Source organism: Flavobacterium fructosi (assembly GCF_042787335.1).
GTDB lineage: Bacteria > Bacteroidota > Bacteroidia > Flavobacteriales > Flavobacteriaceae > Flavobacterium > Flavobacterium fructosi.
The window spans coordinates 283,101-309,918 of record NZ_JBHZQA010000004.1; the positions used below are offsets into that span (position 1 = coordinate 283,101).

Annotated in this window: 31 protein-coding genes, 1 tRNA gene and 2 pseudogenes; 14 read left to right on the top strand and 20 right to left on the bottom strand. The window is 34.7% G+C overall.

What is annotated here, in order from left to right; all coding sequences use genetic code 11:
- Window positions 1-15 precede the first annotated feature (15 nt).
- From ACFX5D_RS09060 to ACFX5D_RS09080, 5 genes are all read left to right on the top strand, one after another.
- Window positions 16-1,074 (top strand): 3-oxoacyl-ACP synthase III family protein, encoded by a 1,059-nt coding sequence (locus ACFX5D_RS09060; protein WP_379857911.1) that lies wholly within the window; start codon window positions 16-18, stop codon window positions 1,072-1,074.
- A 216-nt stretch (window positions 1,075-1,290) separates the two neighbouring features.
- Window positions 1,291-1,815, top strand: a complete 525-nt coding sequence (locus tag ACFX5D_RS09065) for a methyltransferase domain-containing protein (RefSeq protein WP_379857878.1) — start codon at window positions 1,291-1,293, stop codon at window positions 1,813-1,815.
- Window positions 1,815-2,663: a glycosyltransferase family 2 protein gene (locus ACFX5D_RS09070; RefSeq protein WP_379857879.1), complete on the top strand. Its 849-nt coding sequence runs from the start codon at window positions 1,815-1,817 to the stop codon at window positions 2,661-2,663. Before ACFX5D_RS09065 ends, ACFX5D_RS09070 begins: the two co-directional genes overlap by 1 nt.
- A gap of 68 nt (window positions 2,664-2,731) precedes the next feature.
- A complete protein-coding gene (locus tag ACFX5D_RS09075; protein ID WP_104000055.1) occupies window positions 2,732-3,478 on the top strand; it encodes an MlaE family ABC transporter permease in 747 nt (248 codons plus the stop codon).
- Window positions 3,478-4,239 (top strand): ABC transporter ATP-binding protein, encoded by a 762-nt coding sequence (locus ACFX5D_RS09080; protein WP_379857880.1) that lies wholly within the window; start codon window positions 3,478-3,480, stop codon window positions 4,237-4,239. Before ACFX5D_RS09075 ends, ACFX5D_RS09080 begins: the two co-directional genes overlap by 1 nt.
- A gap of 13 nt (window positions 4,240-4,252) precedes the next feature.
- On the opposite strand, the gene ACFX5D_RS09085 is transcribed toward ACFX5D_RS09080, so the two are convergent.
- Window positions 4,253-4,855: a SprT-like domain-containing protein gene (locus ACFX5D_RS09085; RefSeq protein WP_379857881.1), complete on the bottom strand. Its 603-nt coding sequence runs from the start codon at window positions 4,853-4,855 to the stop codon at window positions 4,253-4,255.
- Between the two features lie 23 nt (window positions 4,856-4,878).
- Window positions 4,879-5,556, bottom strand: coding sequence for an SDR family NAD(P)-dependent oxidoreductase (locus ACFX5D_RS09090; RefSeq protein ID WP_379857882.1), 678 nt, complete (start codon window positions 5,554-5,556; stop codon window positions 4,879-4,881).
- A gap of 130 nt (window positions 5,557-5,686) precedes the next feature.
- On the opposite strand from ACFX5D_RS09090, the gene ACFX5D_RS09095 reads away from it, so the two are divergent.
- Complete coding sequence (locus ACFX5D_RS09095; RefSeq protein ID WP_379857883.1) at window positions 5,687-6,256, top strand: GNAT family acetyltransferase; 570 nt, start codon at window positions 5,687-5,689, stop codon at window positions 6,254-6,256.
- Between the two features lie 6 nt (window positions 6,257-6,262).
- Here ACFX5D_RS09095 and ACFX5D_RS09100 read toward each other — a convergent pair whose 3' ends face one another.
- The 11 genes from ACFX5D_RS09100 to ACFX5D_RS09150 all read right to left on the bottom strand — a co-directional run bounded on the left by ACFX5D_RS09100 (window position 6,263) and on the right by ACFX5D_RS09150 (window position 13,623).
- Window positions 6,263-7,240, bottom strand: coding sequence for a M28 family peptidase (locus tag ACFX5D_RS09100; protein ID WP_379857884.1), 978 nt, complete (start codon window positions 7,238-7,240; stop codon window positions 6,263-6,265).
- A 38-nt stretch (window positions 7,241-7,278) separates the two neighbouring features.
- A complete protein-coding gene (locus ACFX5D_RS09105; protein ID WP_379857885.1) occupies window positions 7,279-7,932 on the bottom strand; it encodes a hypothetical protein in 654 nt (217 codons plus the stop codon).
- Between the two features lie 4 nt (window positions 7,933-7,936).
- The gene (locus ACFX5D_RS09110; protein WP_379857886.1) at window positions 7,937-8,971 is read right to left on the bottom strand and encodes a D-alanine--D-alanine ligase; all 1,035 of its coding nucleotides are present in this window, start codon (window positions 8,969-8,971) and stop codon (window positions 7,937-7,939) included.
- 11 nt (window positions 8,972-8,982) lie between these two features.
- Window positions 8,983-9,693 (bottom strand): NRDE family protein, encoded by a 711-nt coding sequence (locus ACFX5D_RS09115; RefSeq protein ID WP_379857887.1) that lies wholly within the window; start codon window positions 9,691-9,693, stop codon window positions 8,983-8,985.
- Complete coding sequence (locus tag ACFX5D_RS09120) at window positions 9,681-10,169, bottom strand: DinB family protein (RefSeq protein ID WP_379857888.1); 489 nt, start codon at window positions 10,167-10,169, stop codon at window positions 9,681-9,683. The genes ACFX5D_RS09115 and ACFX5D_RS09120 overlap by 13 nt, the downstream gene beginning before the upstream one ends.
- 1 nt (window position 10,170) lies before the next feature.
- Window positions 10,171-10,560, bottom strand: coding sequence for a DoxX family protein (locus tag ACFX5D_RS09125; protein WP_379857889.1), 390 nt, complete (start codon window positions 10,558-10,560; stop codon window positions 10,171-10,173).
- 9 nt (window positions 10,561-10,569) lie between these two features.
- Window positions 10,570-11,028 (bottom strand): YHS domain-containing (seleno)protein, encoded by a 459-nt coding sequence (locus tag ACFX5D_RS09130; protein WP_379857890.1) that lies wholly within the window; start codon window positions 11,026-11,028, stop codon window positions 10,570-10,572.
- 2 nt (window positions 11,029-11,030) lie between these two features.
- Window positions 11,031-11,630: a peroxiredoxin-like family protein gene (locus ACFX5D_RS09135; RefSeq protein WP_379857891.1), complete on the bottom strand. Its 600-nt coding sequence runs from the start codon at window positions 11,628-11,630 to the stop codon at window positions 11,031-11,033.
- Between the two features lie 87 nt (window positions 11,631-11,717).
- The gene (locus ACFX5D_RS09140; protein ID WP_379857892.1) at window positions 11,718-11,930 is read right to left on the bottom strand and encodes a helix-turn-helix domain-containing protein; all 213 of its coding nucleotides are present in this window, start codon (window positions 11,928-11,930) and stop codon (window positions 11,718-11,720) included.
- A complete protein-coding gene (locus ACFX5D_RS09145) occupies window positions 11,915-12,217 on the bottom strand; it encodes a Crp/Fnr family transcriptional regulator (RefSeq protein ID WP_379857912.1) in 303 nt (100 codons plus the stop codon). Before ACFX5D_RS09145 ends, ACFX5D_RS09140 begins: the two co-directional genes overlap by 16 nt.
- Window positions 12,218-12,483: 266 nt before the next feature.
- Window positions 12,484-13,623, bottom strand: coding sequence for an acyl-CoA dehydrogenase family protein (locus tag ACFX5D_RS09150; RefSeq protein ID WP_379857893.1), 1,140 nt, complete (start codon window positions 13,621-13,623; stop codon window positions 12,484-12,486).
- Window positions 13,624-13,720: 97 nt separating this feature from the next.
- On the opposite strand from ACFX5D_RS09150, the gene ACFX5D_RS09155 reads away from it, so the two are divergent.
- The 3 genes from ACFX5D_RS09155 to ACFX5D_RS09165 all read left to right on the top strand — a co-directional run bounded on the left by ACFX5D_RS09155 (window position 13,721) and on the right by ACFX5D_RS09165 (window position 17,182).
- On the top strand, window positions 13,721-14,791 hold the full coding sequence (locus ACFX5D_RS09155; protein WP_379857894.1) for an anhydro-N-acetylmuramic acid kinase: 1,071 nt from the start codon (window positions 13,721-13,723) through the stop codon (window positions 14,789-14,791).
- Between the two features lie 67 nt (window positions 14,792-14,858).
- Entirely contained in the window at window positions 14,859-16,085 is a 1,227-nt protein-coding gene (locus ACFX5D_RS09160) for a Glu/Leu/Phe/Val dehydrogenase dimerization domain-containing protein (protein ID WP_379857895.1), read from the top strand.
- 191 nt (window positions 16,086-16,276) lie between these two features.
- Window positions 16,277-17,182, top strand: coding sequence for an energy transducer TonB (locus ACFX5D_RS09165; RefSeq protein WP_379857896.1), 906 nt, complete (start codon window positions 16,277-16,279; stop codon window positions 17,180-17,182).
- 291 nt (window positions 17,183-17,473) lie between these two features.
- Here ACFX5D_RS09165 and ACFX5D_RS09170 read toward each other — a convergent pair whose 3' ends face one another.
- Window positions 17,474-17,869, bottom strand: coding sequence for an ExbD/TolR family protein (locus ACFX5D_RS09170; protein ID WP_379857897.1), 396 nt, complete (start codon window positions 17,867-17,869; stop codon window positions 17,474-17,476).
- Between the two features lies 1 nt (window position 17,870).
- Entirely contained in the window at window positions 17,871-18,566 is a 696-nt protein-coding gene (locus ACFX5D_RS09175) for a MotA/TolQ/ExbB proton channel family protein (RefSeq protein ID WP_379857898.1), read from the bottom strand.
- A 129-nt stretch (window positions 18,567-18,695) separates the two neighbouring features.
- Here ACFX5D_RS09175 and ACFX5D_RS09180 point away from each other — a divergent pair, with 129 nt between their 5' ends.
- From ACFX5D_RS09180 to ACFX5D_RS09200, 5 genes are all read left to right on the top strand, one after another.
- Entirely contained in the window at window positions 18,696-19,916 is a 1,221-nt protein-coding gene (locus ACFX5D_RS09180) for a bifunctional folylpolyglutamate synthase/dihydrofolate synthase (protein WP_379857899.1), read from the top strand.
- An 87-nt stretch (window positions 19,917-20,003) separates the two neighbouring features.
- Window positions 20,004-20,081: transfer RNA gene (locus ACFX5D_RS09185), tRNA-Val, on the top strand.
- Between the two features lie 89 nt (window positions 20,082-20,170).
- On the top strand, window positions 20,171-20,383 hold the full coding sequence (locus tag ACFX5D_RS09190) for a chromate transporter (RefSeq protein WP_379857900.1): 213 nt from the start codon (window positions 20,171-20,173) through the stop codon (window positions 20,381-20,383).
- Between the two features lie 93 nt (window positions 20,384-20,476).
- On the top strand, window positions 20,477-20,887 hold the full coding sequence (locus ACFX5D_RS09195) for a chromate transporter (RefSeq protein ID WP_379857901.1): 411 nt from the start codon (window positions 20,477-20,479) through the stop codon (window positions 20,885-20,887).
- 202 nt (window positions 20,888-21,089) lie between these two features.
- Window positions 21,090-21,818: a superoxide dismutase gene (locus tag ACFX5D_RS09200; protein ID WP_379857902.1), complete on the top strand. Its 729-nt coding sequence runs from the start codon at window positions 21,090-21,092 to the stop codon at window positions 21,816-21,818.
- A 249-nt stretch (window positions 21,819-22,067) separates the two neighbouring features.
- Here the strand turns inward: ACFX5D_RS09200 and ACFX5D_RS09205 are convergent.
- From ACFX5D_RS09205 to ACFX5D_RS09225, 5 genes and pseudogenes are all read right to left on the bottom strand, one after another.
- Window positions 22,068-23,074, bottom strand: a pseudogene (locus ACFX5D_RS09205) (FAD-dependent monooxygenase family protein).
- 446 nt (window positions 23,075-23,520) lie between these two features.
- Window positions 23,521-24,594 carry a glycoside hydrolase family 3 C-terminal domain-containing protein gene (locus tag ACFX5D_RS09210; RefSeq protein ID WP_379857913.1) on the bottom strand — a complete coding sequence of 358 codons (1,074 nt, stop codon included), beginning with the start codon at window positions 24,592-24,594 and terminating at the stop codon, window positions 23,521-23,523.
- 135 nt (window positions 24,595-24,729) lie between these two features.
- A pseudogene (locus ACFX5D_RS09215) lies at window positions 24,730-25,131 on the bottom strand (glycoside hydrolase family 3 N-terminal domain-containing protein); the annotation flags it as partial.
- A gap of 199 nt (window positions 25,132-25,330) precedes the next feature.
- Entirely contained in the window at window positions 25,331-26,440 is a 1,110-nt protein-coding gene (locus ACFX5D_RS09220; RefSeq protein WP_379857903.1) for an IS91 family transposase, read from the bottom strand.
- On the bottom strand, window positions 26,425-26,818 hold a 394-nt coding region (locus tag ACFX5D_RS09225; protein ID WP_379857904.1), incomplete at its 5' end, for a tyrosine-type recombinase/integrase. The genes ACFX5D_RS09225 and ACFX5D_RS09220, both read right to left, overlap by 16 nt.

Consider the following 26,818-nt stretch of genomic DNA (forward strand, 5'->3'; position numbering starts at 1 on the left):
TGGAAAACTAACCCGATGAAAATAAAAATAACTGGAATAGGAAGTTATATTCCTGAGAAAAAAATAAGCAATACAGACTTTGGCGAACATGTTTTTTTAAATGAAGATGGAACTGCATTTGGATATCCTAACGAAGTTATCATCAATAAATTTAAAGGAATAACAGGAATTGAACACAGGCGTTATGCCGAAGATCATTTCAATTCATCTGATTTAGCTTTTTTTGCTTCTCAAAAGGCAATAGAAAATGCAGCAATAGATTCTGAAACTATAGACTATATCATCTTTGCACACAACTTTGGCGATGTTAAACACGGAACAATTCAATCTGATATGCTTCCCAGCTTAGCGACTCGCGTAAAGAATAGATTACAAATAAAAAATCCAAAATGTGTCGCTTACGACATCCTTTTTGGATGTCCAGGTTGGATAGAAGGCGTTCTTCAAGCAAATGCTTTTATCACATCCGGGATGGCAAAACGCTGTCTGGTGATTGGTTCTGAAACATTGTCGAGAGTAGTTGACAGTCATGACAGAGACTCTATGATTTATTCTGACGGAGCTGGAGCCGCTATAATTGAAGCTTCTGACGATGAAACCGGCATGCTTTCCTACGAAAGTGGCACATACGCGAACGACGAAGCCAATTATTTATTCTTTGGAAAATCGTATAATGCAGATTTAGATCCAGACACCCGATACATAAAAATGTACGGACGCAAAATCTATGAATTTGCATTAAATACAGTACCGGCAGCAATGAAGAGTTGTCTTGATAAAAGCGGTGTTAAGATAGACGAAGTTAAAAAAATTCTTATCCATCAAGCCAATGAGAAAATGGATGAAGCTATCATTCAACGTTTTTATAAATTACATGACAGACCAGTTCCTCAAGATATCATGCCTATGAGTATTCATGAACTGGGAAACAGCAGTGTTGCAACCGTACCTACTCTTTTCGACTTGTTAATACGAGGAGAAATTGAAAATCAATCGATACAAAAAGGAGATATTCTACTTTTTGCCTCCGTTGGAGCAGGAATGAATGTTAACGCATTTGTTTACAGATATTAATTTATTTGAAGCTAATCCAGCTATACATTTCAAGTCCACACTCAAAAAATGTGCTTTTCTAAACCTTAAAAAGAGCTTCTTTCAGTCGCTTTTTTAAGCTAATAAAAACTACATTCTTTGAGTCGTGGGCTTTCTCGTTATTATCCGGGCTAAAAATTCTGCAAAAAAGAACCATATCTTTGTACCTTTGCGTCTTTGTTGTTAAAAAATAAAAAAATGTACGAAAAAACGTTTCCAAATAAAAGATTCAAACATACTTTAGAGTTTCTAAAAAAACACATTTCAACTTCAGATACCATATTAGATTTAGGCGTACAAAATCCCTTTTCTAAAATAATGATAGAGGAAGGATTTTCAGTTAAAAACACGACCGGAGAAGACTTAGACATTAATCAAATTGTATTTCAATCAGTAAAAACAGATATAGTTACTGCCTTCGAAATTTTTGAACATTTGCTTAATCCGTACACTATTTTAAAAGAAATAAAATCAGACAAACTTTTTATATCTATTCCCATGCGTTTATGGTTTTCACCGGCCTATAGAAACAAGACAGATATGTGGGACAGACATTACCATGAGTTTGAAGATTGGCAATTAGATTGGCTTTTAGAGAAAACAGGATGGAAAATTATAGACAGAGAAAAATGGACAAATCCAGTTAAGAAATTTGGACTTCGTCCTCTACTGAGAAAGTTCACCAATAGATATTATATCGTTTACGCTGAAAAAATAAAATAATGGAGTACTACATTGTTATTCCGGCTCATAACGAGGAAACGTTTATTGCGTTGACATTAAATTCTTTGATTTCACAAACCGTTTTACCTAAAAAAGTAGTTGTTGTCAATGATAATTCTACTGATAAAACAGCCGAAATTGTAACGGCTTTCGCCAAAGAAAATCCGTTTATCACTTTGGTAAACAAAACCTCCGAAGCAATTCATTTGCCAGGAAGTAAAGTCATTCAAGCTTTTCACAAAGGCTTCGAAACACTAGATGAAAATTATGACATCATTGTAAAATTGGATGCTGACTTAATTTTACCCACAAATTACTTTGAAACTGTTTTAAACATTTTCAAAAAGGATGCTACAATAGGAATGGCTGGCGGATTTGCTTACATTGAAAAAAATGGCGAATGGATTCTGGAAAATCTCACCGACAAAGACCATATCAGAGGCGCATTCAAAGCTTATAGAAAAGCGTGTTTTCAACAAATAGGAAACTTAAAACCTGCAATGGGCTGGGACACTGTTGACGAATTGCTATCTAAATTTTATGGTTGGAAAGTCGTTACTGATGCTTCCTTAATCGTAAAACATTTAAAACCAACTGGAGCTAATTATAATAAAATCGCTCGTTACAAACAAGGCGAAGCATTTTATACCTTAGGCTACGGATTTTTAATCACATCAATTGCTTCGGCAAAACTGGCAATGATGAAGAGAAAGCCTTTTCTGTTTTTGGATTACATAAAAGGTTTCGTAAAAGCAAAATCTGCTAAAACCCCCTTATTGGTAACTCCAGAACAAGCAAAATTCATAAGGAAATACCGTTTAAAGAAAATGAAAGAAAAACTTTTCTAAAGAAAACGCCTGATTGAAAACTTTTAACTGCTAAGTATTTTCGTAATTTAGCCAATATTTCAAAAACTATGATGCTCATAAGATATATAACGCAGATAGGAAGATACTGCTTAATGCTGAAAGAAATTTTCAATAAACAGACCAAATGGTCCGTTATGAAAAATTTAATTTTTAAGGAAATCGACGATTTAATAATTGGTTCTTTAGGTATTGTAGCCTTTATTTCTTTCTTCGTAGGTGGAGTTGTTGCTATACAAACCGCGTTAAACTTAACCAATCCGTTAATACCAAAATACCTAATTGGTTTTGCAACAAGACAATCTATAATATTAGAGTTTGCACCTACCTTTATTTCTATTGTAATGGCAGGGAAAATGGGTTCTTTTATTACCTCAAGCATTGGCACAATGAGAGTAACGGAACAAATCGATGCATTGGAAGTTATGGGAGTTAATTCTCTAAACTATCTTGTTTTCCCTAAAATAATGGCATTATTATTATATCCGTTTCTTATTGGCATCGCTATGTTTCTAGGTATTCTTGGGGGATATATTGCTAGTGTATATGGCGGTTTCGGAAGTGGTGCAGAGTTTGTCGATGGAATTCAAAGAGATTTTCTACCCTTTCATATCGCTTATGCTTTTATAAAGACCTTCATCTTTGCCTTGCTTTTGGCTACAATTCCATCATTTCATGGCTATTACATGAAAGGTGGTGCACTTGAAGTAGGAAAAGCAAGTACGGTTTCCTTTGTTTGGACATCAGTGACCATTATTTTGATGAATTATATATTAACTCAATTACTATTAACGTAATGATAGAAGTAAAAAACGTAGAAAAATCATTTGGCAGCGTTAAAATTCTTAAAGGTGTTTCGACAGTTTTTGAAACGGGTAAAACAAATTTAATTATTGGACAAAGTGGATCTGGTAAAACTGTTCTACTAAAAAGTCTTCTTGGTATTCATCAACCAGAATCTGGAACTATCTCATTTGACGGAAGAGTATATTGCGACTTAAATGCAGATGAAAAACGAGAATTACGAACTGAAATAGGAATGGTTTTTCAGGGAAGCGCGTTGTTTGATTCTATGACTGTAGCCGAAAACGTAGGCTTTCCATTAAAAATGTTTACCCGTGACAATAACAAAAAAATTCAGCAGCGTGTAGACTTTGTTTTAAAAAGAGTGAATCTTACGGAGGCACATAAAAAATTACCATCACAAATTTCTGGAGGAATGCAAAAACGTGTGGCGATTGCCCGTGCGATTGTAAACAACCCAAAATATCTGTTTTGTGACGAACCAAACTCAGGTTTAGATCCAAATACAGCCATATTAATTGATAATCTTATCAAAGAAATTACGGAAGAGTATAACATCACCACTGTTATCAATACGCATGATATGAACTCCGTGATGGAAATTGGTGAGAAAATATTATTCCTAAAAGACGGCTTAAAAGCTTGGGAAGGGACTAAAGAAGAAATTTTCAGAACAGACAATCAAGCAGTAGTTGACTTTGTTTATTCTTCTAATTTATTCAAAAAAGTACGTGAAGCGTACTTAAAAGAGTAAAACATCTGTCAATTTAACTGGTTTTCAATAACTCCACCTCAGCATTAGGATTGAATAAATACGTTTTCCCCGAACTTATTTCTAGACATTCAAAACGCTTGGTTCTTACAGCTATTTTCTTAAAAATCTTTCCATTTTGGATTCGAAAAACACTGCCATAAGGAATCTCAAAAACATAATTTTTATCATTTTGTTGATCAAATTGTTTCAATGCCAAAGCTAAAGTAGCATCAGTATCGCTGCTGGCAGTTGGATTTTTGAAATGTCGCGCCAACAAAGGCAACAAGTGATTCGGGAAAATTTCTGGCCGAATATAAGGAATCATCAACCTTTGAAATGAATATTTCCACTCGTTACCATGAGGTTTAATATTTCTGCCGAATTTTTCAAACGCAACCAAATGCGAAATTTCATGAATCAGCGTAATTAGAAACTTGTATTTATTTAGGTTTGAATTGACCGTGATTTCATGTTTTCCACTCAACCCTTTTCGATAATCGCCATGACGCGTCTGTCTTTCGTTGACAATCTTAAGATGCACTTGATTAGCAACAATAAGTTCGAAAACGGGCTTTACGGCATGTTCCGGTAAATATCTTGAAAGTGTTTCGCTCATAACTTAAATTTTACAACTCTAAGTTAAGGATTGGTAGAAGATACTTGCAACACTTTCCCGTTGAAATATTTATTTCCCGTCAGCGTAAAATTAAAAATATAATCCGCCATTTCACTTGCAGATATTGGAGCTTGATAACCGGGAAAAGCTTCAGTTAACATTTCAGTTTGAACGGAACCTAAAGCCAAAACATTAAATGAGATTCCACGTTCTTTATATTCTTCAGCCAGCAATTCTGACAAGGTAATTACCGCTCCTTTACTGGAACTATAAGCTGACAGTCCAGCGAATTTTAAACTTCCCTGAATCCCTCCCATTGAACTTATGGTAACTACATGGCTTCCTTTTAGCAAATAAGGCAAACAAATGCGAGTCAAATTAGCAACTCCAAAAACATTTACTTTATAAATAGTTGAAAAATCTTCCTGAGTAGTTTCGGAAAATGATTTCAGCAATAAACTTCCTGCATTATGAACAATCGCGTCTACTTTTTTCCAAGAAGAAGAAAGAAAAGATGTTACTTTATCCAATTCAGATTCATCTGATAAATCGACAGAAAGACAAGTGATATTTTTGTTACCAATTAATTCCTGTGGTGTTTTTCTGGAAATGGCCAAAACTTGATGTCCGGCATTCGCAAATTGCAATGCCAACTCAAAACCTATTCCTCTGCTTGTACCGGTTACAATGATATTTTTCATAAAGCAAAAATAAACAAAAACGGCAAAAAATACCATTTTAAACTAAGGATTCTTTCCAAGATAAAAATCAAGATTTCTGTAATTTTGCTTAATTTTGTTTTGAAAAATAATTGAATCAATATCGTGAAAAATGATTGAAAACATAAAATTAGAAGTTGCAAAATTAAGTGATATCGATGACATATTAGCGCTACAAGAACTCTATTTGGCCTCCAATTTATCCGAAGAAGAAAAAGCCGGAGGATTTGTCACCACTCCATTTTCTATTCCTCAATTAACTGAAGTCATAGGACAAGAAGGTTTATTTCTTGCTAAAGACAACAATAAAATCATTGCTTATATTTTTGCAGGTGGTTGGGACTTTTTCAACCAATGGCCTATATTCAATTATATGACAACGCTATTTCCTGATCTTACATTTTTAGATTTTGATATCACAAAAACCAACAGCTTTCAATATGGCCCCATTTGTATTGATAAAGCATATCGGGGAAAAGGATTAATAAAGCCACTTTTCGAGTTCATGAGAATTCATATTGTGAAGCGATATCCATTGGCTTTGACGTTTATCAATAAAACGAACATTCCATCGACAAAAGCCCATACCGAAAAATTAAAATGGATCATTATCGCTGATTTCCAATTCAATAATAACAATTATTTTATTTTAGCGTATGATATGAATCAACCCGTTTCTTAAGGGTTATTAATTCATAATAATTTCATGTGTCGGGGAATTGGTCATTTTTGTTATTGCAGGCAATAATTCCTGTATAAATGAAGTCATGTGGGGAATATTCATGGCTTTAAACTCATCAGAAACATGGTGATAATATTCGAAATTTTCAAAATCAAAAGTACTCACAGACTGACAAGGAACCTTGAAAACACTGTAAAAAGAATAATTATCAGATCTGTAAAACAATTTATATTCTGCTTCTTTAGGCAAAAAACCAATGGTGTTTTTTCCTGTATATTCATTTATTTTGGCCGCCATATTCGACTTGTCAAAACCTGTAATATAAGCCAAATAATTCCTTTTCATTGGCACTCCAATCATCTCAATATTAAACTGCGCGTATAAATTAAAATTTTGCGCTTTTAGTTTTTTCGCTAAATGTTTAGAGCCTAACAATCCTTTTTCTTCGCCAACAAAGAAGACAAAAAGCACACTTCTTTTATTTGATTTGGTAACACTGAAATATTTCGCCATTTCTGCCACAGCAGTTGTTCCGGAAGCATCATCATTGGCACCATTATTTATAAAATCCCCGTCCACACCTTCTTTAGCGATTCCTATATGATCGTAGTGTCCGCTTATGACTATAAATTCCTTTTTAAGAATCGGCTCGCTTCCTTCTAAATAACCAACAATATTGTATGCTGGTTCTTTAAAATTAGACAAGGTGTCTCTATAACTTTTAAAATACGGTTTTACTTTATTGTCTTTGAAAAACTGTTCTAAATAATCGGCTGCTTTTACCATTCCCTTAGTTCCCGTTTCCCTGCCTTCTAATTCATCTGAAGTCAAATATTTTAATGTTTCAGCAACTGCATTTTCTTTTACTTTGTAAGCAATCTCTAATGGTGCTTGCGCTTTTTTTGTTGATGATTCAGATAATATAGTTGAAGTTGGTTTACAACCAAAAATAAGGAACGGAACTAATAGAAGTGTTTTTTTCATAATTGGATATTTATTATTTTAAATTACAATGGAACTGTTTAAATCCCATCATTACGTTTAAAATATTTTTTATAGACTTTATACATTTGGATAAAAGCTAAAATTATGAAAAATAAAGGAATAATTACCGGTATTACATTTTGAGAAAAGAAAGTAGTATTTTGAGACAGACTATTTAAAATTAAAACCAATATTAACATCCCTAAAAATGTGCCTATTGCGGTTCCTACCACAAAAAAGTATTTTAATTTATTTTCGACTGCAATATAGTTTCCGTTCATTAAATAAAGATTCCAGCCTGTCCAAAATGGGAATTGAAGAAAGTTAACACAATTGAGAAGCAAACCAATCAGGTAAGGAGAGTACATAACATATTTATCTAAATCATCCTGCTTTGCAGTTCTTGGATTGGAATGTGCATAAAAAGAATATGCCAAAACAAAAAGAAACAGAATAGCAAAATAATCAATTGCCTTCATCAGTTTTTTATTATTAACCAATTTTTTAGCAAAAACTAAAGTGAAATAAATCACGAAAACCTCAACAGAAATAACTCCAAACAAATAGAAAACCAAGCTGTTTATTCCAAATTTTGAATAAATTTCGAAACCAATAATATTTAAATATCCAAGAGGAATTGAGCCAATAAAACTTACAAGAAGGCCTACAAAGATATTTTTAAGAGCTCTCATTCGATTAAAAATTTACAATTTTATTGCTTTGTTCTAAATGCAAATGATACTCTTTCATCCCTTCTTTGTGTGACAAATACGGACTTCCTTTTTTATGATTAAGCACACTTATTTCATACAAATACGTAATATGACGAGCGAGTTCTTTCCACGCGAATAGCAACGAATGTTCTGGATCATAAATATGTGTGGGTTCACTCGCTGCTCCATTCAACTCAACAATGGAGAAGTTTTTTCCTTGTTCTAATTCTTCTAAAATATTGTACATAACATCCAATCTTCCAAAATAAAAACCTGGGATTTGCAAACACATTTCATTCATGGTCTCGGTTAATTTTGGAGTTATCCAATGACTCCCATCAATAAATTTCGCACCGCGCGCATGATTCCCGTATGGAACCAAGTTTAGCTTCTCCCCTTTTGGAAGAATATCTAATAGTTTGTTTCCATATTCTTGTTTCAGCACCTTCAATTGCAATTCGTATCTGGGATTTTCTTTAATCAATTCTTCAATCGTTGAAAATCCATCGCCTGTAATAATCAGAAACTCCTTGGAAACGATCCCGGTTATTCTACCTGTTTTTTCATCAGGATAACGCACGTAGAAAATACCAACTTCATTATGGTAGGGGATTAAATTCTGAACAACAAAATCAAAATTTGCCTTTTCAGCATATATTTTTAAATCAGCAACAGTATTTATTTTCTTAACTCCCGAACCACGCAAACCAATATCCGGTTTTGCTATCAATGGATATTTTATTTCCGCCTCTTCAATGATTTTTTCAATTTCCTCTGGTGATGTTCCTTCTTTTATGAGTTCGGTTTTTGGATAATACCGTTGGGGAATTAAATCATAAATTGCTTTTTTGGACTCCATCATAAATCCGCCATTTTTTATCGTTGGATTAGCCGCGTTAAAGAAAAAAATCGATTTTGCTTTGAGCGAATAAAATGCCCAAAGAAAATAAATTGGAACATAAACAATCTGAAACGGCCAATATTCCCAATGCGTAATCTTATGAAAAAGTAATTTCAATTGAGAAAATTTTAAATAGTGATAAATGAAGTCTTGTACTCTTTTTGTGCAATCAAATCGCAATGCAATATAGCGACTTTATTTTTTTCGATTACAGACTGGGTAATACTTAAGGTTTTCATTTCGTTATTTCGATTGATAACCAATCCGTTTTCCTGATTTTTCTCTTCAGTATAGCGATGAAAATGAAGCATTCCTGTTTCGGATATTTCTGGATTTGTATCCAAAAAAGTATAAAACCAATTGGTACGTTTCTCCCGAATTGCCACTGGATATAATGTTGACGAAGACCAAATATGATTTTTAAGACTATCTAAAAGAGTCGTTTCTTTCTGATTCCCATTCCATCGCAATTGAAACAGTTCCTTACTTTGAAACAAAACCAATGTAAAAGGTTCTATATTTTCCAAATCAATTTGGTTCCAAAAATCCTTCGGCGATACGCTGCTAATAATATCGAGCACAATTAGACCGCGACTTTTCCTGTAAGGAACCACTACTTTGTGTTTTTCGTCAGCCCCATTTAATAAAACCAAAACAGTTCCATTTGCATCGACAACAAACCAAGTTCCACCAGCTTTTGGATCTTTTGGAAAAATGACATTCTTACCATTTATGGTATAATCCATTGGCGGTATTGCAGAAGGCCTGATTATTTTTTCATCTCGATTTGAGGTAATAATAATCGTATCATTGACATGAACAAAACTTACTGTGCACATTGATTCCTGTATTCAATTGTAGAACGGGCAACTCCAAAGTTTTCATCGACCGTGATATTTTCACATTTTAAAATAGCCACTTTTATCAGCGCCTGATGATGAATACAATGCTCTAAATTATAAAGCAATTCTCTATAATAATTACTTTGAATTCGGATTTCCTCACCGTCTATTATTTGTTGCAAATCGATATTTTTATTCTCTTTTTCAAGATTATTTTTAATTTCTAAAATATGATGAATTGCATAATTCATATCTGTTTGAATTAATACATTACGATCTCTATTATCATAATTCACAATCCCTAAATCATATTGATTTTCGAGACACTGAAACATTTCGATAATATGCCTCGTGTGCTCACCTATACTGGCGTTACTCAATTCAGCACATGGATTTGAGTAATCCTTTTTCGACAATTGATGGAGCAAATCAATCAATTCGTTTAGACTATTAGTTATAGAAGGTATCAGCATATTATCGTTTTAATTTTAAAAAATTTGACAGTTTATCTCTATTTAAAAAAATTAAAGTAAGACAACTAAATAAGGTTAAGTTTGCCAACGCAAATAGAGTTCCAGCATCTCCTTCGACTTCAATTCCAAGAACAAACAGGTGCGAAAGAATAGCACCAACCATTATTCCAGAACCCAATACTGCACCCAGCAATGTAGTTGTAGGCATCAGAATTAGAATTACAGTAATTAATTCTAAAATCCCGGTACCAATTCTTCCATAAGGTTCTACTCCCAAAGCACTAAAAATATAAATGCTTTCCTCGGCTCCAGTAAATTTAAAATACAACGTTTGTAATAAAATTATTGCAACTGTAATCCGTAAAACCCAAGATAAAATAGTTGTTTTCATGATACTGTTTTATTTGATTGTTTTTTTCCAATTACTATCTGCTTTTGACTTTAAATTAGCTTGGTCTTTATTCCAACTTTTCAATGTATTACTGAAATAAGCATTATAAAATAGATATAATTTTTCATTAATAATTTTAAAAGTTTGTGGATTTATCTCTACTTTTTCTCCGGAATCACCCATCGCATAAGCGCACCAACCTCCAAATTGCGGTTCATATTTCGAAGGATTTTTTAAGAAATATTCTTTATTAGCCGGCATTGAAAAATTATATGTTACCCCTTCGTATGTTGCAGTCAGTTCACTTTTCCCCTTTACTGCTTTCCCTTGTTTAAAATAAGCTACCGGATCGTAGCCTTGGATTGCTATTTTTTTTTCTAAATTGAACTCCGCTTCCCGTTTTCCTTCGTTTTGTGAGAAAGCAGAAAAGGTAAACAATAGTGAGAAAACAAATAAAAAATTTTTCATAATTATTTATTTAAAGATTTAGCGACAGCTATAAGCAAATCATTTGTAATTCGGCTTTTATAATTTGGCGTAATATGTTCAAATTCTATTTCGCCATTTAAATTAACTATAAATACAGCAGGTACCGGTAAAAAAGAACTATTGACTCCTTCAGAACCTTTGCTAATAATAGGTTTATAATTTTCAGGTGCTTGAAAAGCAATCCCTATTGATTTTGCTAACTCACCATTACTATCTGATAATAAAATGTAATTTACTTTATCTTTCTCTTCGGTAGCTTTTAAAGCCATTGGCGCATCCGGGCTTATTGCTATGATTTGGTACCCCAAACTAAGTAATTCTTTTTCGGCCTCACCTAAAGCAGCCAAATGCAAATTACAATAAGGGCACCAACCACCACGATAAAAAACTAGAATAGTCCTTTTTTCACTAAACAAAGTTTCCAAAACAATATCCTTATCATTAACTGATTTTAGTGTTAAGCTGGGTATTTTTTCTCCAATCAACAATGGTGCAATTTCAACAGCTGACTTTGGTAAATAATTTTGAGCATTAGCCGTCAAACCAAATGTTAACAATGCTAAACAAATTATTTTCTTCATAATACTACATTTTTTATAATACAAAACTACTTAACTATTCCTAAATGATTTGTCAGCTAGTTTACAGTAGATACGAAATAACTGCAATTACAGTTTTGTAATATCCGAAATTATGATCTCTTTTCGGTTATAAATCAGTGTTCCGTTAGTTTCCATTTCATTAAGTAATTGTGTCGCAGTTTGTCTTGAAGTACAAATAATCTGGGCAATGTCATTTTGTGTAAGATAATTTTCAATTACTACTTTACGACCTTCCTTTACACCTTCTTTTTCAGCCCAATCTTTTAGAAACTGAAACAATTGGTTTTGGCATCTTTAGAAATCAAATTGGCATAGCTATTTTTAATCCGTTTCATTTTCAATCCGACAAATTTTGTATAAGACAATGCTAAACTAGGATTTTGCAATAGTAAATTTTCAAAATCAGACAGCAAGAAACTGCAAATCGCCACATCATCTGATAGAACGTTTGCATATTCATTGGTCTGATCATCCGCTTCTAAAGTCAGTTCCCCGAATAAATCTCCTTTTTGGATAATATCTTTTATTGTTTCGTTTCCATTTTCATCGACGGCTACAATTTTGATATTTCCTTTTTATAACAGAAAAATCCTTGGCACATCCGATGATGAAAAATAGATTATTTCCCCTTTATTTGCTTTTTTAAAACCAGTTATTATACACAATTGCTTGATTTGACTGAAGCTCAAGGTTCGAAACAACTTGTGATCGCGCAAATACCAATATTTTAAATCTTCATACATAAAAGTAAATCATTTGAGTAAATGTATTAAAAAAACAAAACCCTTTCCAATCGAAATTGAAAAGGGTTTACATTCCTATAAAATGATATTTATGAAACTAAAGTTCTTGAAATCACAATACGCTGAATTTCAGAAGTCCCCTCGTATATTTGAGTGATTTTTGCATCACGCATCATACGCTCTACATGATATTCTGCCACATATCCATTACCTCCATGGATTTGAACTGCTTCAATAGTCGTATCCATTGCGGTTTGAGAGGCAAACAATTTTGCCATAGCTCCAGATTGAGTAATATCCATTCCCAAATCTTTTTCAGAAGCAGCTTTAAAACATAACATTTTCGCCGCCATAATTTGAGTTGCCATATCTGCTAATTTGAAGGCGATTGCTTGATGCTTGAAAATTTCTTTTCCAAAAGCCTTACGTTCTTGAGAATATTTTAATGCCAATTCGTAAGCTCCGGTAGCTATCCCTAAAGCTTGAGAAGCAATTCCTATTCTTCCTCCATTTAACACACTCATTGCAAAATTAAATCCAAATCCATTTGCTCCTATTCGGTTTTCTTTAGGCACTTTAACGTCGGTAAACATTAAAGAATGCGTATCTGACCCACGAATTCCCATTTTTTTTTCTTTTGGACCTATATCAAAACCAGACCAACCTTTCTCAACTATAAAGGCATTAATTCCCTTATGCCCTTTCTCAACATCCGTTTGTGCAATTACGATATAGGTCGAAGCTGATGATCCATTAGTAATCCAATTTTTTGTACCATTCAACAAGTAATAATCTCCTTTGTCAATCGCTGTAGTTTTTTGTGAAGTCGCATCGGATCCAGCTTCTGGTTCTGACAAACAAAAAGCACCAATAACTTCTCCTTTCGCAAGAGGAACCAAATATTTCATTTTTTGCTCTTCGTTACAGTATTTTTCTAATCCTGCACAAACTAATGAATTATTAACGGACATAATAACTGCAGCAGATGCATCTACTTTTGCAATTTCAGTAATTGCTACAACATACGAGACACTATCCAATCCTGAACCACCATATTTAGGATCTACCATCATTCCTAAAAAGCCAAGTTCTGCCATTTTTTTTACTTGCTCTGTAGGAAATTTAGAGTGTTCATCTCTTTCAATTACTCCTGACAACAATTCGTTTTGAGCAAAATCTCTCGCGGCTTGTTGAATCATTAACTGCTCTTCGGTTAGATTAAAATCCATAATTATATAAAATAAAATGTTGTGAATTATTTAAAAAAAGTAGCCAAAGATACTTTTTTCTTGTGAATTTATCAATTTTGATTCGTAAATTTGGAATATGAAAGCAGAATACTATAACGTTATCGGAGTAATGTCAGGAACATCGCTAGACGGAGTCGATTTAGCTCATATTGAATTTAGGATAGAGAAAGAAAAATGGTCCTTTGATATAATTGAAAGTGAAACCATTAGCTATAGTTCGGACTGGTTAAATTGTCTGAAAATGGCTGTAAATTTTTCAATAAACGAATTGGATGCTTTAAACCAAAAGTACACTCAACTTCTTGCTACTACCATTTCTAATTTCATTAAAAAGCATGATATCGAAAACATCGATGCTGTTTGCTCGCATGGCCATACTGTTCTACACCAGCCACAAAAGGGTTTCACACTTCAAATTGGCAATCTGCCTGAAATTTCATCTTTAATTCACCAAACCGTAGTTTGTGATTTCAGAGTTCAGGATGTACAACTAGGAGGACAAGGTGCACCATTGGTTCCTATTGGTGACCGAATATTGTTTTCTGAATATGACTATTGTATGAATTTAGGTGGTTTCTCGAATGTTTCTTTCGAAGAAAATGGCAGACGAATTGCTTTTGACATTTCTCCTGTTAATACAGTTTTAAATTTTTATGCCAACCAAATAGGCCTTGATTATGATGATAAAGGAAGCATTTCAAAAACCGGAATTTGCAACGAAAATTTAATGACTGAATTAAACACTTTAAATTTCTACCAAAAAAAACATCCAAAATCATTAGGGCTTGAATTTGTAATAGATTTCGTTTTGCCAATAATTGAAAGTTATAAAATTACTACCGCTGACAAATTAAGAACTTTTGCTGAACATGTCGCCCTGCAAATCGCAGCGGCTTTACCCAATAAAAAAAGGAATCTGTTTATCACTGGTGGTGGCGCCTACAATGACTTCCTAATTGAAAGAATTCAATATTATTTACCAGAAATGAAAATTATAATTCCCGATAAAAAAATATTGGAATTCAAAGAAGCTTTAATATTTGCTTTGCTAGGCGTACTGAAATTGCGTGGAGAAATCAATGTATTAAGCAGTGTAACGGGGGCAAAAACGGATCACAGTACTGGAAATATCTACTCCCAAAAATAATATTCCAAATACATAATTCGCATTATTCTATTTTTTATATTTGCCAAAATTAAACATATCGCAATAAATGAAAGATTTATTAAAGAAATTCGAAAATAAGGAACCCGAAATCATTTTTAACTGGAAAGATCCCGAAACTGAAGCGGAAGGATGGACAGTTATCAACTCCCTTCGCGGTGGTGCTGCCGGTGGCGGAACCCGTATGAGAAAAGGATTGGATATGAATGAAGTTTTGTCATTGGCAAAAACAATGGAAGTAAAATTTTCGGTTTCTGGACCCGCTATTGGCGGGGCTAAATCTGGAATTAATTTTGATCCAAATGACCCGAGAAAAAAAGGCGTTTTACAACGTTGGTATAAAGCGGTATCCCCATTATTGAAAAGCTACTACGGAACTGGTGGTGATTTAAATGTAGACGAAATTCACGAAGTAATTCCAATGACAGAAGAATGTGGTGTTTGGCATCCTCAAGAAGGTGTTTTTAATGGTCATTTTAAACCAACCGAAGCGGATAAAATTAATAGAATTGGTCAGTTGCGTCAAGGAGTGGTTAAAGTAATTGAAAACCCAAAATTCTCGCCAGATGTTTCTAGAAAATATACAATTGCCGATATGATTACCGGTTTTGGGGTTGCTGAAGCTGTCCGTAATTATTACACTATTTATGGCGGTGATGTAAAAGGCAAGAAGGCTATTGTCCAAGGTTTTGGAAATGTAGGTTCAGCTGCAGCATTTTATCTTGCAGAAATGGGAGCGAAAATCATTGGTATTATTGATAGAGATGGTGGTTTGATCAACGAAGAAGGTTTCACTTTCGAAGAAATAAAAGCATTATTTCTTGCAAAAGATGGAAACAAACTGGTCGCTAAAAACATAATTCCTTTTGACGAAATCAATCAAAAAATATGGACAATAGGTGCTGAAATTTTCACTCCTTGTGCTGCTTCCCGTTTAGTTGCTCAATCGCAAATCGACAGTTTGATTGCTAATGGACTTGAAGTAATTTCATGTGGTGCTAATGTTCCTTTTGCAGACAAAGAAATATTTTTCGGTCCAATTATGGAAGACGTAGATAACAAAGTTAGTTTAATTCCTGATTTCATTTCAAACTGCGGAATGGCTCGTGTTTTTGCTTATTTCATGGAAAAGAAAGTACAAATGACCGATGAAGCTATCTTTAAAGACACATCAGAAACCATTAAAAAAGCAATTGAAAAAGCACATGATTTGAATCCAAGCAAAACAAATATTAGTGCAACCGCTTTTGAAATTGCATTGAAACAGCTTACCTAAAAATAGCATTCATAAAACATATTGGAACAGGGATTAAGTAGATTATTCAACATCTATTTAATCCCTGTTCTTATTTTACTTTTAAATAAAAGCAATCTTATTTATATTCCCTCAGTAGCTTTTTACTCTTGACAATTTTTAGTACTTTTCGACGTTTTTTAGTAATACACTTTTTTAAATTTAAAATACAAATGAGTTCCACCATTTCATCAGACCAAAAGAAATCTTTAGCCATATCCATTCTTTTGTATGCGACAATGTTGTTAATTTTATTTTTCATTCGATTTTGGCCACCAGCAAACCTAGCTGAACTTGCAGGCGGAGGAGGTGGCGGAGGCGTTACCGTGAATTTTGGAGACAGCGATTTGGGTTCTGGAGCGAATTATAAAAGCGAAGTTTTGCAAGTAAAAAACAAAACCAGACAAACGCCTGCAAAATCAACTCCAGACGAAGCTATTTTATCTCAAGAAAACAGCACTGAAGAAAGTGTTGTGATTCCGACAAAAGAAAAAACTAAAAAACCGACAGTTGTCATAAAAGAAGTGACAAAACCAGTGGTTGTAAAACCTAAAGTATCTAACAATACCAATGATGCTTTATCCAGCATACTAAAAGGCTCCAATAAAGGTGGTGATGGGGATGACAAAGTAGCCGGAAACAAAGGAAAAACAAACGGAAGCCTGAGTTCAAACGGTTATTATGGGACGGGTGGTTCTGGTGGAGGAACAGGCGGCGGAAACGGTACCGGAAGCGGAATAGGAACTGGCAGTGGCTATGGCTCCGGAAGCGGAGGTGGAGGTGGTTCCGGAAGTGGCTCCGGAGGCGGAGTCGGATATTCATTAGGAAACAGAAAAGCGCTCTCTAAACCAGCACCAAAATATACGTGTAATGAACAAGGAAAAGTTGTTGTTGAAGTATCAGTAGATAGATCTGGAAGGACTGTGAATGCAGTTGCCGGTATAAAAGGAACAACCAATACGGCAAAATGTTTATTAGACCAAGCCCGAATTGCAGCGATGAATACGAGATGGGATGCCAGCAGCGATGCTCCGGAAAAACAAGTTGGTAAGATTATTTACAATTTCAATTTGAATTAAAATAATAGTACTTACTAATAACAATGCATTTAATTTTGTCATTTCGACGAAGGAGAAATCTCATTAGCTGCTCGCGTTATTCCATTGCTTCATTCCTCGCAATGACGAACACAATAATTTTAATGGTTTAGGGATTCGTGAGGGATAAGAGCAAGTAACGAGGAACTGTGCTGATATCCCAATAGTTCGGGACGACCGTAACAGAAAAAGGGGCTAATCAACACTATGCTGATTAGCCCCTTTTTCTGTTACGATCACTCCCAAAATACTGCTGTAAATAAAATAACAGTATTACTTGGGACTCGTTGCAATCACAAACTTCAGATTGTTCTTCACTCCTATTTGCAGTACATCGACTAAATCTTGTACTTGCAAATTAAATGGAATACGTACGATTACCGTTTGATCCTTCTCTGCATTCATTTTTGACATTAAAGCTGTTTCCAGTTCTTCAAAGGAAACTTCTTGCTTGTCAATATAGAATTTTTTATCCTCAGTAACGGATAAGCTGATGTATTGTTTGTTTGTTTTTTCGTTCGATTTCGCTTTTGGCAAAGTCATTTTGATCACATTAGGATTAGCCAACGTTGATATAATCAAGAAAAACAACAACAAGAAAAACATAATATCACTTAATGACGAAGTAGCCACTTCGGCATGAAATCTTCTTTTTCGTTTTATAGACATGTTACGATCTTTGAATAATATTTACGAATTCCAGTATCTGTTTTTGAATTTTTAAGGCAAAATTATCAATTTTTCCGTTTAATAAATGGTACGCGCTATAGGCAATAATACCAACCAATAACCCAGAACCACTACTGATCATTTTCTCGTATAAACCTCCAGAAATATTACCAATACTAATATTTTCGGTAACTGAAATACTATAAAATATTTTTATAACTCCTGAAATTGTTCCGATAAACCCTAAAGTTGGCGCAATCCCTGCAATAAGACCCAATTGACCTAAATGCTTCTCCATTTCTCCGATTTCGATATCAGCAGCGCGATCCATATTAGATTCAATCTCCGCGATAGGACGGCCAATAACAAGAATTCCTTCTTTAATAATATTACCGGAAGAGGTATTACTTCTCTCGGCAATGGACCTTGCTAACTCTAGATTACCGGAATTTAAATTGTCTCTGACATCTAGCATTAATCGGTGATCAATCTTTGATGCTTTATTAATGTATAAAGTACGTTCTATGATTAAATAAAAAGTGTAAAATAAAAGAATTGAAATTGGAATTAAGAAGAACCCTCCTTTTAAAATAAATTCCAAAACAGAAATTTCAGTATTCGGAGCAATTTTCTCGATTACTACGTTTGACGCAGTATTGGCAATGGTGTCGGCCTGTAATTGTATAAAACTAAACATATAATATTATTGTATTTTAATCATTAATTCTAAAAATTATTTCAATTTTGCACTAAAGATACTTTTCGATGTACTATTAAACTAAAAAAATCGAAAAATATTTTAAACAACAACAATTTTATTCAAAAAATGAACTATCAGGAAACTATAAATTGGATGTTTAATCAACTCCCGATGTACCAACTTCAGGGCGCTTCGGCCTACAAAAAAGATTTAACGAATACTCATTTGCTCATAGCGCATCTTGAAAATCCACAAGAAAAAATAAAGTGCATTCATGTTGCGGGAACGAATGGGAAAGGTTCCACATCACACATGTTGGCATCTATACTCCAAGAAGCGGGTTATAAAGTGGGATTATATACTTCCCCACATTTAAAAGATTTTCGGGAACGCATAAAAATTAACGGAAAAGATATTCCTGAAGAATTTGTCACTACTTTCATTAATGAACACCAGAGGTTTTTTGAATCAAATGACATGAGTTTTTTTGAAATGACTGTTGGATTGGCTTTCGATTATTTCTCCAAAGAAAAAGTGGACATCGCCGTTATAGAGGTGGGAATGGGCGGAAGACTGGATGCAACCAATATCATTAACCCTCTCGTTTCAGTAATAACAAATATAGGACTGGATCACGTACAGTTTTTGGGCAACACGCTGGAAGCTATCGCTTTTGAAAAAGCCGGCATCATAAAACCTAATATTCCAGTAATAATTGGAGAATACACACTTAATACCAAACCCGTTTTTCTGGCTAAAGCCAAAGAATGCGCCTCTAAAATTTATTTTGCTTCCGATTTAATTTCAGAAACCTTTCCCTCGGATTTGATTGGGGATTATCAGATGCACAACAAGAAAACAGTTTTACAGACTATTGCTGTTTTAAATAACCAAAATGAATTTAAAATTACTCCAAAAAATATAAAATCCGGATTAGTAAGAGTTGTAAGAAATACAGGCCTTCAAGGGAGATGGCAACAAATAAATGAATTTCCTAAAGTTATTTGCGATACGGCGCACAACAAAAACGGACTAGAAATTGTTTTGAAACAAATTCAAAAAGAAGAATTTGATGCTTTACATATCGTTTTAGGAGTAGTAAATGACAAAGATTTAGATGAATTACTACCTTTATTTCCTAAAAATGCATTTTATTATTTCTGTAAACCAAATATTCCTCGTGGTTTAGAAGCTTCTATTTTAGCAAAAAAAGCAGCTATGTTCGATTTGAAAGGCGAAGTATACAATTCTGTAACAGACGCTTATCAAAAAGCAAAGCAAAACGCTGCGAAATCTGACTTTATATACATTGGAGGAAGCACTTTTGTTGTTTCAGAAATTTTATAATTTTTTTTATAATTTACTTGCAAATCTAGAAAAGTGCCGTATATTTGCACACGCAATAACGGGAACGTAAGTAACTAAATTGTATTGGGGCGATTAGCTCAGCTGGTTCAGAGCACCTCGTTTACACCGAGGGGGTCGGGGGTTCGAACCCCTCATCGCCCACCAATATTTACAAACTTCCAAAATCATTTGATTTTGGAGGTTTTTTTTGTTTCAAATTTATTTATAGATTTTGCGGATCAAGTCCAAAACCTGTGGAGGGATACAAAATTTACCTTGAATTTGTCCATTACCGTTTCCTTGGAGCAAGGTTGATAGGATTTGCCTTTGTTTTTCCTTCTTTTATAATGGTTGTGCTATTGGGAATAGTTTATAAATTATACGGAGGATTGTCTTGGATACAAGTAGTTTTTTTTTATGGAGTTGGTGCAGCCGTTATAGGTATTATTGCAATGTGTTCTTATTAATTGACGATAAAATCTATCCGCAAATTTAATCTTTTATCTTTTAAAACGGATTAGTTATTGTGGCTGTTTTTTATAATTGCGGTAGTCATAACATTGGGAATACATCAAGAACAAGTTTTATTATTCTTATGGGCCAGACTTATATTTATCGTTGTCAAAGCTCCTCTAAGATGGTATAATAATAAAACGACTAATTCTATTGTTCTGTTGCCAATGCGCTTTCAGAATTATGACAATTCTACCTTTATTAAAATTGCCATCTTTTATACTGAAGCTGGGACATTTGTATTTGGTAGTGCACAAGCAATCGTACCTTTTTTACACTTAGGAGTTGTGATAGAAAAACAATGGTTGACAAAACATTATTTTATTGATGCAGTTGCAATGATTACTCCTGGACCAGTTGTTATTATTGTTCGGTTTATTGGCTATTTCGCCGCATTTTTACCGTATTATTTATTTACAATTGATTGGCTCCATGCTTTAAAAAATAGCACAAAATAAATCAATAGAAGCTTTTGTGGATGGCACTATGCAAGCATTAGTGAAAGCAGTTGGTGTAATTGCCTCAAAAAGTATTTTTAGATATTCCAACAACACTAATAGCTATTGCAACAATTTTTGCTTTACTTTATATCAAGAAAATCCAAGAACCTTATATCATTGTTGTAGCAGCAGTTGTAGGGATTATTATAAAATTACTACTATGAACAGAAAAGATTTTTTAAAATCGAGTACTTTATTTGGTGCGGCGTCATTAGTGCTTCCTACTAACAATGTGTTTGCTGAAAATTTAGCCAACAATTCTATTGATAAATTGGTTGATGCCACTGGCAATTATATTCAGCAGGCATTACCATATAGTGAAAGTTTTTTGGAGCCTTATATGGATGCCGAAACTTTGCATCTTCATTATACTTTTCATCATGGGGGAGCAGTTAAAGGGGCAAACAAAGATTTGCAAATGATAAAAAAAGCATTGGATGAAAATAATATGGAAACTATTGATTTTTGGACAAAAAAACTTTCCTACCATTTTTCGTCTCACATTTTACATTCTATATTTTGGACCAATCTCACCAATAAAAGCACTTTGCCACAAGGTGAATTATTGAAGCGAATAGAAAAAAGTTTTGGCAGTTTCGACAAGTTAAAAGCTTTAATTGCAACCACTTCAAAAAATGTGGATGGCAGCGGTTGGGGAATTCTAGCTTATCAACCATATAGCGATAGTCTTATAATCTTGCAATGTGAAAACCACGAAAAATTGACGCAATGGGGCGCTATTCCGATATTGGTAATTGATGTTTGGGAACATGCCTATTACTTAAAATACAAAAACAAACGAACTGATTTTGTTGATGCTTTATTTAATATTATTAATTGGGATAACGTCGCACTGAGACTTAACGACGCATTAAAACTAATCAGGTAGACAAATTTAAATTTTTGTATTAGAATATAAGAAATTGAACAACGATTAGAAGCTAGGCGAGATTGAGGAAATAGGAATAGAGTGTTTTCTGTTTTTTATCTTTTCTATTTAATAACCAAATTTAAAAATTGGAAAGGCTAACTTTATAAACGAAATTCTATATTAGCTATTTTATATAAACGCTTTGTATTCTACTTTTTTAATATTAAAATTGTTGAGGTAAGAAACGTGACGACGATTTAAGTTAGTTTACACGTCCCTTTTCTTTATACAACGTCCTCTTAACTCATCACCTTCATTAAATACCATTTCGGAATATAGGAATTGTATTGCCTCTGCTGAATCTTTTACTTTGGAGGAACTGCGGTCTAACATTTCTGATTAAAACTCCGTTAATACACATTTCCTCACTTTAGCTTTTCTCCATTGCGACAAAGAACACATCCTCTAAAGATTCCCCGAGACAGCGTGAACGCATCTAGTAGCGTTTGATTCTCCCATATCCCTTGAATGAACTCATTGGGTGAGCCGCATCTCCAATGAGAGTCACTTGCCCCTTTTCTCTAACAATTCTGACCGAAGTAATTCTCGGTCATACAAGGGATAGCCAGAAATCTGTGCTTTCAGGGTCCCCGTTAAAATCTGAGGAATGGAACCATGCCACTGCGTTCTATGACACGCTTCTTCCTTAGGTCCTTGAGGTCCATGAGCGCTTTGAGACGTTTTCGCATCTGACTGTACCCATTTTCTGACCCCCCATTTACCGATCACTTTCCATTCTGTAGTATGAACCACATGTTTTGTTGAAATCACCCCTTCTTTTAAAGAAAAAACACCCAATCCCTCGATCGCTTTACTAGCTTTTTGCAAGGTAAGTCCATAGCCTTGAGATCGAGCATCAAGTGGCTATCGCCCTCATAAAGGGTAAAAGGGAACCTGAGGTGCAAACAAGCAACAGCTAGGTGCCACTCCTACTATACCACCCCCAATAATAGCAACGTGAGGGTAGTTTTCTTTATCCGCTGTTGAATGGCTACCAAAATGAAGCAATCCGGATCCGCAACAGTTCAAACATGAGTATAGGCACCCTTAGGGTGAACTCAAGCCGTCCCATCACCTTTTATTTTTTCAAATTGATTAAATGCCATCTGGTAGCGGAGTTGCACTTTCTTACGGAGTCCTCGACTTTTTTTCCCGGATACCTCACATTCTGGACAAATAATCCAGCATGCTTCTTCATTTTGCACTTTTTGCACTTCCTTTTTATTTTAACTTAATCTTGACTGCTCTTTTTATAAAAAAAAAAATTAATTGATATAGTTGCTGCTCAACTCAATAGTAAAGTAGTGATTATGGCTTTCATTACTTCTATATAATTCATTGTAAGAACTTTACATGTATCATCGTTTTACCAATTGTGGTAGTTGTATAATTTAAGATAAAAATTAACAGCACAAAACCGCTTTTTTTAAATTGAAATAGAAAGGATTTCTCAGCGCTATACTATTGAAAATTTTTTTTAATCCGGCAAAAAATGGTTCGTAAACAGATTCGTTAGAACCACAATAAAAACTCCATTAGAAATAGGCTGCCCCCAAAAAAGCTAGGCACTATTTGGGGGCAGTATAAGCTGATAGATTATTCTTTTATGCGTCCTCTGCTATTTTTCAGCAATAAAAAATTGTATTATTTGTAACCACTCTTAATTCATCAGTTCAAAAGCTCCTTTCAAACGAATATCCGCAGAAGAAGAACCAATCATTACATCAAAATCTCCAGGCTCTGCAACCCACTGCAAATTAGCATTATAAAAAGATAATTTTTCTTTGTTTATAACAAATTTTATCGTTTTCGTTTCCCCTGCATTCAGTTTTATCTTTTGAAAATCTTTTAGTTCAATAATTGGACGTACTACTGAACCTACTTTGTCTCTCAAATACAACTGAACAACTTCTTCTCCAGCTACTTTTCCTGAATTAGTTACATTTAATGTTACGGTAATTTCTTCCGTACTTTTAATTTTATTTTTAGACAATTTCAAATTTGAATATTCGAAAGTGGTATAACTCAATCCATATCCAAAAGGAAATTTGGGGCTGTTTTTTAAATCGGTATATGCCGAAACATAATTGGATGCCGTTTCGTTTGGAGCTGGTCTTCCTGTATTAAAATGATTGTAAAAGATGGGAATTTGTCCTTCTTCTCTTGGGAAAGACATTGGTAATTTACCCGCAGGATTGTAATCGCCGAACAAAACATCGGCAATAGCATTTCCTGCTTCGCTTCCTAACCACCAAGTATAAAGAATTGCAGGAATATTATCAGCAGTCCAATTAAAAATTAGCGGTCTTCCTGCATTGATTAAAACCACAACCGGTTTTCCTGTCGCTTGAATCGCTTTTATCAAATCTTCCTGAACACCCGGCAAACGGAGATTGCTGCGACTTTTTGCTTCACCGCTCATATCAGCTCTTTCACCAATACTCAAAATCACAACATCGGCTTGATTGGCTACAGCAATTGCTTCTTCAAAACCACCTTTGTTATTTCCGTCGATTTCACACCCTTTGGCGTAAAGCAATTTAGTTGAACTACCTACTTTATTTTGCACGCCTTCCCATTGGGAAACAACTTGTTTATCATAATCAAGTCCCGGTAATTCCACAGCCCAAAAACCCATATTTTGCTTGTATTCCTTAACCAAAGGACCAATAAAAGCGATCGTTTTTATGTCTTTGGAAAGTGGCAAAATGTTTTTCTCATTTTTCAATAACACGATACTTTTTGTCGCAATATCCCTTGCTGCTTTTCTGTGTTGTGGATTGTTCAACGCTGCTTGTTCTCTTTCCGGATTGGAGTATTTATAAGGATTATCAAATAGTCCTAACTCGAATTTCTTGCGTAAAATTCTTTTTACGGCATCATCAATCAAGGCAATTGGCACTTTGTTTTCTTTAACCAATTCTGCTAAATGATATCGATACGCATTGCTTTCCATATCCATATCACTCCCTGCAATTATAGCTTGTAATGCGGCTTCTTTTCTGTCTTTTGAAAATCCGTGATTGACCATTTCTCCTATCGAACCCCAATCAGAAACGACAAAACCTTGAAAATTCCATTTCCCTTTTAGAATATCTCTTTGCAGGTATTTATTTCCGGTTGCAGGAATTCCATTTATATCATTAAACGAATTCATAAAAGTGGCGGCTCCAGCATCTAAAGCTGCTTTAAAAGGAGGCAAATAAGTTTCCCAAAGCATTCTTTCACTCATATCAACCGAGTTATAATCTCTTCCGCCAACAGCTAGGGTTTCGTTGTGTGCGTAGCACGAACAATGAAGCCCGTGTTGAACGGAACCGAATACCTGCCGCCAACACTATGGAGTTATCGTAAAGATTGTAGAGGTATTTTCAAGAGGATTTTGTTCCTCTTTTTTTGTGGAGTTGTTTCAACTTGGTTTTTTTCATGTTTTCCTTCACTTTTGAACACAAGTTCCCTTACCCGTAAAATTAATTTTTATAGGGAATGGCGTTTTGACTACGGCCAAGAAACCAAGCAGGCGGACCACGCTGGTCAAAAACCGCTATGCGGTGTAAATTGCCTGTTTTACAAAAAGGACACTTGGGTAAAAAGGACTTCTTTTCTGCTTTTTCTAAAACTTTTACCTTAAGTTTTTCCTGTAAAAGTTTCAGCTTTTGACGCTTCCAAGTGCTGCTCAAAAAACCATAATGACGGATTTTTACAAACCGTTTGGGCAAAATATGCAATGAAAACCGCCTGATAAATTCCTGATGAGTTAGTGTCATTTGTTTTTTAACGCCCGCTACTCGGTAATCCTTGTAATCAAAAGTCACGTTTTGCTCGTCGATACTCTTAATTCTATTATTGCTGATGGCTATTTTATGGGTGTATCTTCCCAAATATTCCACCACCGACTTTGGACTTCCAAAAGGTTTCTTAGCAAATACTACCCATGGTTTTTGCCATAATTCCTGCCGGATTTGTTCGTATTGAGTAGGCGATTTCGCCTTGAGTTTTTCGCAAAATTTAGCCCTGAAAACCTTAGACAAGGCCTTGACCGGGAACAGAAATTTACCGTCTGTTCTACTGTTTTGCCATTGTCCGTTTTTATTCACACCACCGCCTGGAACAATGCAATGCAGGTGCGGATGCAAACTCAATTGTTGTCCCCAAGTGTGCAAAACCGCTATCATTCCCATTTGCATTTCTTTGGCTATGCCAAAGGTTTTTAACGTTTCCCATGTCGCTTCAAAAAGCGTATCGTAAACCAATTTTGGCTGGTGCATTGCCAAGGCATTGATACTACTAGGCAGGGTGAAAACCACGTGGAAGTATGGAACAGGCAAGAGTTCAGTGGTTCTGGCTTGTATCCAATCTTCTCGTTTATTACACTGACACTTGGGACAATGGCGGTTGCGGCAAGAGTTGTAGCTTATGGTGATGTTTCCACATTCATCGCAAGCATCGATATGACCACCCAACTCGGCTGTTCGACATTTTTTGATGGCGTAAAGCGTGCGCAATTGCCAAGTATTGAGTCCATAACTTTCAATTTTAGAGCCTACTTTTCGCAGTACATCGGCTACTTCCGGCTGCATTTTGCAAATAGCGTATCGAGTGGACTAAAGATGCGCTGACTCTCGAGTTGGGCAATATGCAGGTATTCCATTGTCGTCTCAACATTCTGGTGTCCCAAAAGGTCTTTAAGGGTCATAATATCCATACCATCTTCGAGCAAATGTGTGGCGTAACTGTGCCGAAGCGTATGGGTGTGAACTTCCTTTTTTATTCCTGCTGCCTTGGCGACTTGTTTCACCGCCCATTGCACACCTCGTTGTGAATACCGATTGTCAAAATCTCCTCCAGCTCCAGTAGGCAAAGGTTGTCCGTTGAAGAGATAGTCTTGAGGTTTTTCAGCTTCGATATACTTTTTAAGTCCTCGAATTAAATGTTCTGAAAGAGGAACATAACGATCT

What these genes read in the sequence shown, in the direction of transcription:
- ACFX5D_RS09155 (WP_379857894.1), top strand. Translation starts at nt 13,721, where the DNA reads ATGAAAGCAGAATACTATAACGTTATCGGAGTAATGTCAGGAACATCG.
- ACFX5D_RS09180 (WP_379857899.1), top strand. Translation starts at nt 18,696, where the DNA reads ATGAACTATCAGGAAACTATAAATTGGATGTTTAATCAACTCCCGATG.
- ACFX5D_RS09135 (WP_379857891.1), bottom strand. Translation starts at nt 11,630, where the DNA reads ATGAAGAAAATAATTTGTTTAGCATTGTTAACATTTGGTTTGACGGCT.
- ACFX5D_RS09160 (WP_379857895.1), top strand. Translation starts at nt 14,859, where the DNA reads ATGAAAGATTTATTAAAGAAATTCGAAAATAAGGAACCCGAAATCATT.
- ACFX5D_RS09200 (WP_379857902.1), top strand. Translation starts at nt 21,090, where the DNA reads ATGAACAGAAAAGATTTTTTAAAATCGAGTACTTTATTTGGTGCGGCG.
- ACFX5D_RS09220 (WP_379857903.1), bottom strand. Translation starts at nt 26,440, where the DNA reads ATGCAGCCGGAAGTAGCCGATGTACTGCGAAAAGTAGGCTCTAAAATT.
- ACFX5D_RS09070 (WP_379857879.1), top strand. Translation starts at nt 1,815, where the DNA reads ATGGAGTACTACATTGTTATTCCGGCTCATAACGAGGAAACGTTTATT.
- ACFX5D_RS09095 (WP_379857883.1), top strand. Translation starts at nt 5,687, where the DNA reads ATGATTGAAAACATAAAATTAGAAGTTGCAAAATTAAGTGATATCGAT.
- ACFX5D_RS09075 (WP_104000055.1), top strand. Translation starts at nt 2,732, where the DNA reads ATGATGCTCATAAGATATATAACGCAGATAGGAAGATACTGCTTAATG.
- ACFX5D_RS09085 (WP_379857881.1), bottom strand. Translation starts at nt 4,855, where the DNA reads ATGAGCGAAACACTTTCAAGATATTTACCGGAACATGCCGTAAAGCCC.
- ACFX5D_RS09175 (WP_379857898.1), bottom strand. Translation starts at nt 18,566, where the DNA reads ATGTTTAGTTTTATACAATTACAGGCCGACACCATTGCCAATACTGCG.
- ACFX5D_RS09080 (WP_379857880.1), top strand. Translation starts at nt 3,478, where the DNA reads ATGATAGAAGTAAAAAACGTAGAAAAATCATTTGGCAGCGTTAAAATT.
- ACFX5D_RS09065 (WP_379857878.1), top strand. Translation starts at nt 1,291, where the DNA reads ATGTACGAAAAAACGTTTCCAAATAAAAGATTCAAACATACTTTAGAG.
- ACFX5D_RS09165 (WP_379857896.1), top strand. Translation starts at nt 16,277, where the DNA reads ATGAGTTCCACCATTTCATCAGACCAAAAGAAATCTTTAGCCATATCC.
- ACFX5D_RS09150 (WP_379857893.1), bottom strand. Translation starts at nt 13,623, where the DNA reads ATGGATTTTAATCTAACCGAAGAGCAGTTAATGATTCAACAAGCCGCG.
- ACFX5D_RS09125 (WP_379857889.1), bottom strand. Translation starts at nt 10,560, where the DNA reads ATGAAAACAACTATTTTATCTTGGGTTTTACGGATTACAGTTGCAATA.
- ACFX5D_RS09120 (WP_379857888.1), bottom strand. Translation starts at nt 10,169, where the DNA reads ATGCTGATACCTTCTATAACTAATAGTCTAAACGAATTGATTGATTTG.
- ACFX5D_RS09170 (WP_379857897.1), bottom strand. Translation starts at nt 17,869, where the DNA reads ATGTCTATAAAACGAAAAAGAAGATTTCATGCCGAAGTGGCTACTTCG.
- ACFX5D_RS09100 (WP_379857884.1), bottom strand. Translation starts at nt 7,240, where the DNA reads ATGAAAAAAACACTTCTATTAGTTCCGTTCCTTATTTTTGGTTGTAAA.
- ACFX5D_RS09060 (WP_379857911.1), top strand. Translation starts at nt 16, where the DNA reads ATGAAAATAAAAATAACTGGAATAGGAAGTTATATTCCTGAGAAAAAA.
- ACFX5D_RS09130 (WP_379857890.1), bottom strand. Translation starts at nt 11,028, where the DNA reads ATGAAAAATTTTTTATTTGTTTTCTCACTATTGTTTACCTTTTCTGCT.
- ACFX5D_RS09090 (WP_379857882.1), bottom strand. Translation starts at nt 5,556, where the DNA reads ATGAAAAATATCATTGTAACCGGTACAAGCAGAGGAATAGGTTTTGAG.
- ACFX5D_RS09105 (WP_379857885.1), bottom strand. Translation starts at nt 7,932, where the DNA reads ATGAGAGCTCTTAAAAATATCTTTGTAGGCCTTCTTGTAAGTTTTATT.
- ACFX5D_RS09115 (WP_379857887.1), bottom strand. Translation starts at nt 9,693, where the DNA reads ATGTGCACAGTAAGTTTTGTTCATGTCAATGATACGATTATTATTACC.